Consider the following 11133-nt stretch of genomic DNA (forward strand, 5'->3'; position numbering starts at 1 on the left):
GACACTCCCACAGCATATCAATTAGCTTATCATCACTTAAGCATTACTTGAGATTACATGTCGACCATGAGAAGTATCAGGCAAATTTGGTGCAGATGTCTGCTTTTTTGCCTACTCTTTCACGGCAGCGGCGACCAGGATATCGTTCAACTTCCGATAATAACCGGATGATTCGGACGTACCCTTAAAACCCGCAATACCCGGGAAATGAATATTCCGCTCCTGCCACCAACGTTTATGACCGATGTTCAAAGCGCGATCCATCACCTTGATGAGACTGCCATCCTCATCAGGATCGTAACACCAACCCGTGCCCAAATCCCTCAAAATTTCAGGCGTCCCGCCGCGCTCGGTGCCGATAACTGGCACGCCATAAATGGCCGCTTCCATAAGGATCAGGCTTTGCGGTTCATGCCAACGCGACGGCACGACAATAACATCTGCCATCTTGTAAACGTCTTCCGGCGGTACAAAGCCCAAGAAGCGGATGGGAGATGTGCCGGCTAAAGACTTTAGATGCTGCACGTAATCTTCGCGCCCTCGTCCACCAATCAGAAGTGTTGCCTTTTCAGACTGCGGTAGTCTGACGAATGCCCGGATCAAGTCCTCGATACCCTTCTCCTCGGCCAGAGCGCCAAGATATCCGAACGTAAAGTGCTCGCTGGTTCCGCTTTTCCGACCAAGCAGGGACGCGTCGAAAGAAGCCTCGCTGCGGTTGGCATTGATCAGCACATGCCAGTCTGCTTTCGGCAAAACACTATTTTGCAAAAACCGCTGCCGCAGGGCATCACTCACTGAAATGGCTGTCACACCACTGCCATCGCTGGACGTGATGCGGGCGGTCAGGATGCGGCACTGCATGCACGGCTTTTCGCAATTGCCCGACCCGCGAAACATGCTCGATTTGGGACACAGCAGCGCGTAATCGTGCAAGTGCAGGCAAAGCGGAATGCCGAGCGCATTCGTAGCTTCAAACAGAGCCGGTTGCATCCGTGCAGAATTGTGGGCGTAGACAAGATCGATCTGCTCCCGCACCAGCAACTCCTTGACATCTTTAGCCGACGTCGCACCGAGCGCGCTGCGGATGTGCCAGACCAGTTTGGTCAGTGTGCCAACAGCGGGTTTGCGTGGGCCGGGGAGGTAACTGTTGTGCCAGTTGACGCGCAGAACGCGGATACCATCGTCATTCACCGTTTCACCGGGTGGCGCGATCTCGTCGCCTTCCAGCCCCAGAGACAGGATGATGACGTCGTGATGACGCGAAAGTTCCGCGGCGCAAACGCGGGCCACAATCTCCGCGCCCCCCTCCTCCTGGGGTGCGAATGTTTGAGCAACGATACAGATCTTCATCGGCTTCGCCGTTTCTCCACTAAGCAACCATATTCGGCGGAGCCGAAACGCTGCTCGTGGCATATTGCATCATGACATGTGAACATAGCATCAAAGTCCTGAGACTGCGTGAATCAGGCATTGCGCACTTTTATCCCACGAGAATTCTCTGGCACGCGCGTGGCCGCTCGCAATCATTGCACTTCGCAGTCCAGCATTTGCGGCCAGATGAGATACGGAATGCGCGATCTCCTGTAGGTTTTCTGGATTGAAATAAAACGCTGCGTCGCCACACACCTCGCGCGCCGGCTCGATATTCGATGACAGAACCGGGCAGCCGAGAAGCATTGCTTCTAAAGGTGGAATCCCAAAACCTTCATAAAGGCTGGGGAACAGCAATGCGGCGGCGTTGCTGTAGAGTGCGACGATCTCTTCATCGGAAAGACGACCCGTGAAAACGACCCCTTCACCTTTGACTGGCACCGGACCTTGTGAAGGATTATGAAAAACAGCGGACGCCGCGGCGCCGACGATGACGAAGCGTGGGGCAGCATTGCCAAGGGTTGCCATCGCCTCTATCGCGCGGACAAGGTTCTTGTTGGGTGTCGGTGAACCGACAAACAAGACATATTTGCACGGCGTCAGCCCCAGTCGCGCCACCACCGTCTGATCGGGCGCGATGGCGGCCAGGTGTTCACAGCTATTGGGAATGATCGCAACGTTTTCCGCTCCAATTGTCTCATTTAACTCGCGCCGTGAAAACGCCGATACCGTTGCAATGCGCCCGCGACGAGCAAGACTTTTTCCCAAAATGCTGTGCACCGCGCGGTAAGAGCGGGAAAAATTCTCCGGTGTGCGAAATATCATCGCATCATGAATAACTGTCAGGCTTTTGCCATGCAGCACGGGACCGCTGTTGCAAAGATTGATCAACCGGCCGTGGCGGGAGGCGGCAAAAAGCTGCGTCTGTTCCCATAAGTGCCCGGACAAAGAGCCGATTTTCTTCTGGCGTATGGAAGACAGCGTCATATCGACGGTCGCCGTTTCGGGAGCAATCAGCGTCCACTCGTCCGTGCTTCCGGTCAATGTCAGATGGCGGTCCAGCGCTTTGACGATTTCGCGCGCGAAACGCTGCACACCACTGGTTTTTTGAGTGAGAAACCGGCCATTGATGAAATGCTTCATGCGATTTTGCGACTTTCTGCCGGTGCTTCCTTCACAATGTCTCGGTAAAGCTGCATGAGTGTGCTGTTGGTCCGTTCGCTTCTGTAGCGTTCGATAAAGCGTGCGTAGCCTGCAGATCCCATCCGCGTCCAGTCTTCTCGTCCATGAGATGCGATCGCAGTTGCAAGGGCATCTGCGTCGCCGGGTGGAAAGAGGACTCCGGTCTCTCCGTCAAGCACCACAGATTGCAGGCCACCCACGCGCGATGCGATGACCGGTTTATGCGCGCGCATCGCTTCCAGCGCGACCAAGCCGAAACCTTCCCATCGCGACGGCATCGCCACCACATCGCAAACAGCCAGATGCCCCGCAATATCCTCCGACGACTTCCATCCCAACAACTCCACATTCGCGGGCGGTGCCTGGGTCAGATTATTCCTTGTCGTGACATGGGCCCCTATCACCCGGAAAACGGCCTTGTCTGTCAGCTCCGCTGCCGCTGTCAAAAGGATGTCGACGCCCTTTTGCCGATCAAGGCGGCCAACGAATAGAACTTTGGCGCGTGGATCGTCCCATGTGGCAGGATTCGTCACCGGTATTTGCGACGATATGCCGTTTTCGATGACGATCATACGATGAGCCGGGATGCCCGCCTTGATACCCTGACGGTACTCGTGATCGGATATGGCGACAATGGTATGGCAGAGTGGCGAAAGAAGCCGCTCAACCCATGACGCTGGCCGCCGCAACAGTCCCAGCGTTTCCATGTCGAAGACCCAACCATGCGGGCAATAGACGATGGGCGGAAAGGCACCGGGTAACACACTGATGGCACGCACGATCAAGCCTGCAAAGGTGGAGTGCGCATGAATAATATTGGGTTTGAACGCCTTGACCTCTTGCGACACGGCCAGCGCCAGCGCTGGCAGAGACCGTAGTCTGCCGCGTCTTTTGAACGTGGCAACGCAGCGGTGCGGTGTCTGTTTCAAAAAACTAACATGAGCATCAGGCACAATGATTCTGACGTTTTCAGCGCCTAAATCTTTGATTTGCGTGGGGATCGTTTCGTTGGAATAGGTCGCAGGTCCGCCGGGAAGCGTTTCGAATACGTGCAGAACCCTCATGATCCACCTCAACTGCAGCACTGGATCGAACGGCGATCTGCCCTGTGTAGTCGCACTTAAAGCGCAAATTCCTTAAACAAGATGGAATCTATGACGAAAAATATGGCGATCCGGATGTGTTTCGCATTTATTCTCCCCCATAAGAGAAAAAACAACATGACCTTTTATGGGCAGCACATCTATTTGTGATCATCACGTAATTGACCGTTTATCCTGCCGGATTCATATTCAGTATATTTAAAGAGTTCTCGCAGCATAAATACAACCCGGGAAATGGCACAGCATATTGGCGTTTAAAGGTAAGCGGATTTGAAAATCTGCATCGTATCGCAAACTTTCGCCCCACAAGAGGAAGGCGGTGCAGAGATCTCTGCGCGCCTGGGCGCGATGGAACTTGGCAAGCGTCATGATGTTACCGTGCTGGCCCTGGGCCGCGAGGGCGATGCGATTGCGCCGCCTGGCGAGACACGTTTGCCCGGCGATATAAGGGTGATCCGCCTTCCGTGGATGAACAGCTATCTGCCCCTGCCACGCAAATCAACCGCCGGTTTTCTGCAGCGCGCGCGCTGGCACCTGCGCACCGCAATGGGCGCGATTTGTCCCAGGGGACTGACCGATTTCTTCACAAGGGAACGATTTGATCTCATCTACGCGCAGAATTCCGCTTTCATGCAGCCTGCGTTACTTCTGGCTGCACGTGACGCCAGCATACCGGTTTGCCTGCATTTAAGAGATTACGGATTGCTCTGTCCCAGAACCAGCATGTTTCGTGGTGGAGACAATTGCGAACGGCGCTGTCTGGACTGTTCCGTGCTCAACCGGCGCATGCGCAAACTGGCGGGCGGCGATATGAGCATCATCGCGGTCAGCGATGCCTTGCGCAAAAGGTTTATCAGCAACGGTGTATTTGAGGATGCCCAGTGGCACGTGATGCACAACACCAACGCGACCGAAAACAGCTTCGACAGATCGCTCATCGGCAGGCATGAAGCCGCAGCCCCAGTTTTTACCTTTGGTTATCTGGGGGCAATCACCAAGGAAAAGGGTGTCGAGGATCTCCTGCAGGCTTTTCTGTCGCTGCCGAACCGCGACAACGCCAAGCTCATCATCGCAGGCAGAGGCCGCGAGGAGTTTCTGGCAAAATTGAAAACAATGTCGAAAGACGCGCCCGTCGAGTTCAAGGGTTTTATCAGGCCGGAAGACATCTACCGTGTCGCTGATGCCATCATCGTGCCGTCGCGCTGGCACGAACCACAAAGTCGCATCCTCGTCGAAGCCCCGATTTATGGTGTACCCGTCATCGCCACTGCGCGTGGCGGCACGCCTGAGATTGTGGACAAACAACAAACGGGCTGGTCCTACGACCCCGCAAAGCCGGATGCGCTCTTCAAGTTGCTGAACATGGCTCTCTCCACAGGCCAGAAACGATGGTGGGAGAAACGCGATGAGATTTTCCCCGGCTTCCTGAACTTCAAGGGTACGGCCGAAGACACAGGCTATTACGAGCGCCTCGAGCAGATCTTGGTCTCTGCGGCGCAGCGGTAGTCCTGCGTGAAGATGCCGCGTCGCCCAATATGGCTAACAACTTCTTAACTCGTTTCTGCCACGGTCAACGAACCGGTTTTTCTGTACCGCTTCATGCACAGTGCTTGGGCAATAAGGTTCGACATGTCCCATCTGGCTTGGCTCATCCTCATCATCGGCTGGTTGGTTTTCCTCCTTTACTACGTGAGCTCGTTTTACAGGTGGGGCGTGCTGACCCTTTCCTCCTATTTCTGGATACGCTACAACGTCCTGCCCATTCTGGTCATGTCGCCCTTTGCGGCATCCGACCAGAACATGGAAGCGGTCGGGGATTCCATCTACATCATCCGCGAATACATCAATGAAGCCTTCTACCTGTCTGTTCTCGGCGTAGTCTTCGTGATCGTCGGCATGGGACTGGCGACATTCAGCTCGGGCAAAAGCGCCGTCTTCACCTTTGTTGAGAAAGGCTACGCCTTCTGGCAGACGAAGCCCGGCGTCTGGATATCCCTAGGCGTCATCATCCTTGCCACGCTTGGCCTCGTTGCACTCGGCGTCAGGCCGTTCCAAGGGAGACAGTTTTCATTCGAGAACACGTCACTGCGCCCGGCGATCAATCTTTACTCGGTCATCTTGCCGACAATTACCCTCAGCCTGCTGGTTTATGGCTTCGGTTACAGCCGCTTCTTTGTGTTCGCGGGCTTCATGTGTAGCGCGCTTGGCCTGATGATCGGAACGCGCGGTGCCAGCATCGAAGTGCTGTTCATGTTCGTCGTGTGCCTCATCATCACCTATCGCTATCGAAACCTTGCAGCTTTCACACTGTCGATCTTCGGCTTCGTGACCGTCGCAATCGCAATCGGCATCTTGCGATCCACAGCCGATGGCAATGATGGTGTGGATGTGTTGCAGGTGGTGACCTTCCAGATCTTTTACGGCAACAACTTCTCGGACTTTCGCGATTACGCCTGGATATTGAGTGGCTTCAAAGACCGGTTCTACAATGGCATGACCTATCTTGCCGGCTATATGGCGCTCGTTCCATCCTTTATCAGCGATTTTCGTGGGGATTTTCGCATGGGCGTCGTCACCGCCACGCTCGCGGGTCTCGATCCGCAATTCCACGCAGGTCTGCGCCCGACCCTGTTTGGTGAGGCTTATTTGAACTTCGGAATTCCCGGGGTCGTCGTCATCGCCACATTGTTCGGATACTACTTCGGCAAGCTGCAAATGTGGGTTCACGACAATTTGCAGCCCAACCGGTTGGGATTGCGCAAAGTTGCCTGCGGCTACATCGCCTTCCTGTTCCTGTTCAACGCCGTTTTCACGCCTGGCTTCTATTATGTCTACGTCGTCGTCGCGTGGCTAACAGGCGGCATAATCCTGTCCTATCTGTTCGACAGGCCAGTTCTTGACGGCAAGCCGCAACCCGCAAAAACCTAACGTGTTTGCGGGTCGGTGCGAAAGCTTCCCTGTGGATTGTCTTTCCAGAATGTCCCCAGCCATGCATCTGTCGATGGTGGTCTGAAAGCGCCGAAGCCGGATGTCGGGCTGAATGTCATCTCCCCAAACAGCGGGCCGGATGGTGTATCGTAAAAGTCTATGCGAACGAATTCGAAGCCTTGGGCGAGTGTGCGTGCCGCTTGAAGGATCTCATCCAGATGTGCGGGGCGGGGCAGATCTTCGGTTTCGAGCGGATAATAGTGTCCGAAATCCAGCTTATTCCAATGTTCATCATAAAAGCAGCGGCGATGGTCCGTAAACCGCGCGGTGTCGATCTGAATGCAGGGAATATCGTTTTCGAAGCAGAAAAGCTTGTAATCGACAGGCGCTTCGCCATCGTTGCCGATAAACGGTTCGATGAAAATTTCCGGCTCGATGTGGTTGTACCACTCCTCCGCTAAGCGCCACGCAGTTCGCCCGGCAAGCCAGGCATCACACGTCTCTTTTGCGCCGATCAGATCATCCGGCCCGTATACAAAGATATTGCGATCTGAACCGTGATTGACCTTGATGACGTAGGGAAACGGTAGAGAGGGACATTCATCGAGATTTTTTCCACGCCAGAGGGTTGGCGTCACCCACTGCTCGCCAAGGACTGCCGCAACATGCGCTTTTACCGCAATCTTGTCGCTCAACATGATAAGGCGCGGGTCGGACTGGGGCCCGACCCAGGCAATTTTACGCGCGCAGAGATGTTCGTTCAGCGTCTTGGGATGATCAAGATTAGCCCATAATTTGTGATAGCGATAATATTGCAGTTGCGTTGCCCGCTTGATCGGCAGGCTTTGAATGGCTGCATGGTACAGTTTCTTGAAAAGGCGCCGCCCAAGCGAATGCTGCGGTTGATCCGGTCCCATGCTTCATGCACCTCTTTTGCGACGATATTTGAGATGAAAACCGTGGCTGGGACGGATCATGACCGGGAAGCCCGCCAAAGCAATGTGCTGGAAATCGATGCTGTCACAAGCGCCGTAAAGAAAGCAGAAAGGCCAGCGCCGATAAAACCGAAGGTGCTGATGAGCAGAAAACTCATGCTGATCGAAAGCAGAACACTCGACAGGTTGACGAAGGCGTAGTGGCCGTCTTTTCGAAGGCTGTTGAGACCCAGCCCCATGAGATCGGTGCAGGACCGAACCACCGCCGTTAGAAGCAGGAGTGCAAACATGCCTTGATGCTGGCCAAGCTCAGGCATGTTCATGAGATGCACGAGAACATTACCGGCGATGAAGATCGCGACGCCAAGCCCGAAAGCAACCGCCGCTGTCTTGCTGAACTGCCAGATCATCACCTGGCGCCATTCCGTCATGGAGCCGGTATTGTACGCCTTGAAAAGTGCCGGGATCGCCACTTGCAGCACAGCTGTCGAAATCAGCGTCTGCAGCGCATTGGCCAGTGACCAATAGAATGTATAGACCCCCGTTAGCGACAGGGTGAGCAGCAGGGAGACGACATAGCGATCGGCGTAAACAAGACCGACATTGCTCATGTCGCTAATATAAATGAGCCATGCCCTGCGCATCCGCTTTTTCACCCAGCGCATCCGCATCGGCATGCCGACAATCCGTCGGATCGGCCAGTTGCGCAGAAAAAAGCCCAGCCCCGCGAACATCAAAATATAACCAAGGCTCCATGCGACCATGATGGCTTCGATGGTGCGAAAGGTCTCGAAAGCCAAGCCGAGACCGATCACGGGCACAATCCATGAAGATGTTCTTAAAAAGAACAAAACATTCGCCTGGCTCGACATTTCCTGGGCGATCAAGGGCACGTGGATGTCGCAGGATATGGTCTCCAGCCAAACCACCAGAAGGATGAGGAAATAGAGCGGGATGACGTCATGGCCCATGAAATAGGCGGCGACCAGTGCAATCGCCGTCATGGCGACAAGCGAGGTAACCGTCACCAGCAATCGCGTTTTCATGTAAAGGCCCGCGACACCCGTGGTTTTCCCACTGACATCCCGAGCGATGAAGTAGTTCAGGCCCCAGCCCAGGATCGCAGGCGCGGCATTGACGACGCCGAGTGCCAAACCATAGACACCTGCCGCTTCCAGACCGATGAATTTGACGATGTAGAACGATAACGCAAAGCGAAGAACGAGCGTTGAGCCACGCAGGCCCATATTGAAGATGACATTCAGACCCGAGACGGACCGACCCTGCAGAAATGGGAAGCGAATGGCTGCACGATTGTTGTTTTCAGCCAAGATGTGTCCTCAATATTGCAAACCGGACCGTGTCATCCGCACCACTTTTGTGTCTTCAAGGCCGCTCTCTTCCAGAGTGACGAGAGCGATCACAACGCTGCCGGTGTCGTCTTCATGCTGCATGAGAAACACGTCGTCCAGTCTATTCCGAAGCGCCGGACCGATCCTTGATTTGGCCGCCACCCCGCCATCGATGACGATAAGATCGAAGGGCTCTCCATTCTCGTCTTTGGCATCTGTTATATCGCCTTCAGCCTGGCTATGCTCGACTGTTGCGAAATGCAGAAACGGGATGCCTTCGAAGGTGTAGAAGCGGTCCTCGTTTGCGACCTCGGCCTCTTCATCACGCGCGTGCGGCAACAGCATGCCTGTCAGAAGCGGATCCTGAGGCGCGCAATCCACCAGCAAAACGCGGCGTCCCAGTCTGGCCGTTTCAGCCGCCAGATTGAAGGCACTGTAGGAGGCACGGTTTTTGGGTCCGGTAGACACCACCAGAATGGAATGATTGTCGGCGGACGCAACGGCGGTAGAAACATATCGGGCCAAACCATCGAAGCCCTCGTCGCCGGAAGCCTTTAGCCCTTCTGTGTCGAAGTCGCTGATAACGCGACCAACGGGCCGAGCTTTCGTGGATGCCGGTACGAAAGCGGCGGCGTTGTTACCTTCCCCTGCTTCTACGGGAAACCGTTCGTCCGACGAACTGGCAAGCGGTTGAGGCTCATTGCCCGTACCGCGAAACTGATCACGCAGGATCAACAGGCCCGCAGCCAGAATGAGTCCGAAAATACCGCCGCCCGCCATCATCAATGTGCGTGGAGGTCCGGCCTTACGCAGAGGCGGTTCGGCACTGGAAATGATCTGCGGATTTTCGCTCGATGTGCCCTGCTGCTCGGAAAGCTGCTTGGTTCGCAACAGGAAGGCTTCATAAACCGCGCGGTCGCTTTCGAGCTTGCGCTGCAATTCACGCAGACGAACCATCGTCTGTTCATCACTGTTGAGGCTGGTCTTCAACGTATTGGCATTGGTTTTCAGAATCGCCAACTGGTTCTTCAGCCGCGCCAGATTGCTCGATGTGGCAGAAGAAAAATTGCGCAGTTGCTCATCGAGAATATTGGAGAGCGACTGGGTGCGTGCCCTTGCGGCCTGCAAGGAAGGATGCTGGGAACCCAGCGATGTGGCCTGAACGGATTCCTCCTCGCGGCTTTCCTGATAGCGCGCCCGAAGCGAAATGATCGCAGGCGTCAACGATGTATCAGGGATAGAACGCAGATACTGCCTGTCGTTACGGGCACGATTGAGCTCTGTAACCAGCGCTTCGTTTTCAGCGACCGTCGCAGACAATCTGGATATCTCGGTATTTGCATCTGCAATACGCTGTTCGATGTCAGGGCGTCCCTGAATGTCGGCCAGATTGTGCTCGGCACGATAGGCCTGTACGGCCCGGTCGCCATCTTCGACGGCTTTTCTCAACTGGTCCAGTTGTGCCGCCAAACCGCCACCGGTCCGGCGCAGAACATCGCTGTTCATTTCAATCCGGACCTGCGTGTAGGTGACGGCGATAAGATTGGCGAGTTCCGCAGCACGTTGCGGGCTGTCCGAGGTCACCGAGACATTGACAATGAAGCTCTTTCCCACAGCCGCAACCGACGTCGCCCTGCGCAGGGCATCGAGCGCCAGCCTGCTGCGACTGTCCTTGTCGGGATAAACCGGTGCCGCCGCCCCAAACTTCGGATCGTCGTAGAGCTTCTCGCTTTCCACGATGCGTGACAGAACCTGGGCTGATGTGATGATGTATTGCTGGTTGAGAACGTGTGAGTCGACAGCGCGTGGCTGGCCCGGCAGATCGCTTTCCAGAACCCGCGATCCCTCGGGATCAAGGAGGATCTGTGATGTGGCGACGTAGTAATTGGGCATCAACAGTGAAACGCCAAAAGCGAGTGCTGCGCAGATAATGCCGATTAGCACGATGAACAGTGCATTTCGCCATAGCAAAGCGGCCAGCCTGAACAGATTGGCTGGACCTCTGGCAGGTTCATTATAGTGCCGCGTGTCAGATGCGGTGCCGCTCATCGCCATATCGGTTCACGATCCCATAGTCTTGGCGCACATTGCGCGCTGCGATATCATGGACATCACCCTCTTCTATACGTTCGCTCGCGACAGTCGGATTGAAGGCCAGACATATGACCTGACAATTTCCGCCTGCGGTGTTGCGAATGCTGGACATGACTGTGCCAGTCCCACACAGCGCCCAGTCTAGGGGTTAGGCGTTAATATACCGTT

General features: G+C 55.1%; 9 protein-coding genes. 2 read left to right on the forward strand and 7 right to left on the reverse strand.

Going from position 1 to position 11133, the window contains the following annotated elements; all coding sequences use genetic code 11:
• Positions 1 to 111: 111 nt before the first annotated feature.
• The 3 genes from EKM04_RS11460 to EKM04_RS11470 form a co-directional block, all read right to left on the reverse strand.
• A complete protein-coding gene (locus tag EKM04_RS11460) occupies positions 112 to 1350 on the reverse strand; it encodes a glycosyltransferase (RefSeq protein WP_183897587.1) in 1239 nt (412 codons plus the stop codon).
• 90 nt (positions 1351 to 1440) lie between these two features.
• A complete protein-coding gene (locus tag EKM04_RS11465) occupies positions 1441 to 2358 on the reverse strand; it encodes a glycosyltransferase family 4 protein (RefSeq protein ID WP_183897586.1) in 918 nt (305 codons plus the stop codon).
• A gap of 152 nt (positions 2359 to 2510) precedes the next feature.
• A complete protein-coding gene (locus EKM04_RS11470; protein WP_183897585.1) occupies positions 2511 to 3617 on the reverse strand; it encodes a glycosyltransferase in 1107 nt (368 codons plus the stop codon).
• Between the two features lie 309 nt (positions 3618 to 3926).
• Between EKM04_RS11470 and EKM04_RS11475 the strand changes: the two genes are divergently transcribed.
• Positions 3927 to 5162, forward strand: coding sequence for a glycosyltransferase (locus tag EKM04_RS11475; RefSeq protein WP_183897584.1), 1236 nt, complete (start codon positions 3927 to 3929; stop codon positions 5160 to 5162).
• Positions 5163 to 5285: 123 nt separating this feature from the next.
• Positions 5286 to 6584 carry an O-antigen polymerase gene (locus EKM04_RS11480; RefSeq protein ID WP_183897583.1) on the forward strand — a complete coding sequence of 433 codons (1299 nt, stop codon included), beginning with the start codon at positions 5286 to 5288 and terminating at the stop codon, positions 6582 to 6584.
• On the opposite strand, the gene EKM04_RS11485 is transcribed toward EKM04_RS11480, so the two are convergent.
• Genes EKM04_RS11485 through EKM04_RS11500 form a run of 4 tightly spaced genes read right to left on the reverse strand, consistent with a single transcriptional unit; the run spans position 6581 to position 11077 of the window.
• Positions 6581 to 7501 (reverse strand): ATP-grasp fold amidoligase family protein, encoded by a 921-nt coding sequence (locus tag EKM04_RS11485; protein ID WP_183897582.1) that lies wholly within the window; start codon positions 7499 to 7501, stop codon positions 6581 to 6583. The two genes, EKM04_RS11480 and EKM04_RS11485, sit on opposite strands and share 4 nt — an antisense overlap.
• Positions 7502 to 7557: 56 nt before the next feature.
• Entirely contained in the window at positions 7558 to 8850 is a 1293-nt protein-coding gene (locus EKM04_RS11490) for a lipopolysaccharide biosynthesis protein (protein ID WP_183897581.1), read from the reverse strand.
• 9 nt (positions 8851 to 8859) lie between these two features.
• Positions 8860 to 10920 (reverse strand): Wzz/FepE/Etk N-terminal domain-containing protein, encoded by a 2061-nt coding sequence (locus EKM04_RS11495; protein ID WP_183897580.1) that lies wholly within the window; start codon positions 10918 to 10920, stop codon positions 8860 to 8862.
• Complete coding sequence (locus EKM04_RS11500) at positions 10901 to 11077, reverse strand: hypothetical protein (protein ID WP_183897579.1); 177 nt, start codon at positions 11075 to 11077, stop codon at positions 10901 to 10903. Before EKM04_RS11500 ends, EKM04_RS11495 begins: the two co-directional genes overlap by 20 nt.
• Positions 11078 to 11133: the final 56 nt, after the last annotated feature.

This window comes from Rhizobium skierniewicense Ch11 (assembly GCF_023757665.1).
Classification (GTDB): domain Bacteria; phylum Pseudomonadota; class Alphaproteobacteria; order Rhizobiales; family Rhizobiaceae; genus Agrobacterium; species Agrobacterium skierniewicense.

Excerpts from the sequence above, each read along its gene's own strand:
- EKM04_RS11460 (WP_183897587.1), bottom strand. The coding sequence starts at position 1,350 with ATGAAGATCTGTATCGTTGCTCAAACATTCGCACCCCAGGAGGAGGGG.
- EKM04_RS11465 (WP_183897586.1), bottom strand. The coding sequence starts at position 2,358 with ATGACGCTGTCTTCCATACGCCAGAAGAAAATCGGCTCTTTGTCCGGG.
- EKM04_RS11470 (WP_183897585.1), bottom strand. The coding sequence starts at position 3,617 with ATGAGGGTTCTGCACGTATTCGAAACGCTTCCCGGCGGACCTGCGACC.
- EKM04_RS11480 (WP_183897583.1), top strand. The coding sequence starts at position 5,286 with ATGTCCCATCTGGCTTGGCTCATCCTCATCATCGGCTGGTTGGTTTTC.
- EKM04_RS11485 (WP_183897582.1), bottom strand. The coding sequence starts at position 7,501 with ATGGGACCGGATCAACCGCAGCATTCGCTTGGGCGGCGCCTTTTCAAG.
- EKM04_RS11495 (WP_183897580.1), bottom strand. The coding sequence starts at position 10,920 with ATGAGCGGCACCGCATCTGACACGCGGCACTATAATGAACCTGCCAGA.
- EKM04_RS11500 (WP_183897579.1), bottom strand. The coding sequence starts at position 11,077 with ATGTCCAGCATTCGCAACACCGCAGGCGGAAATTGTCAGGTCATATGT.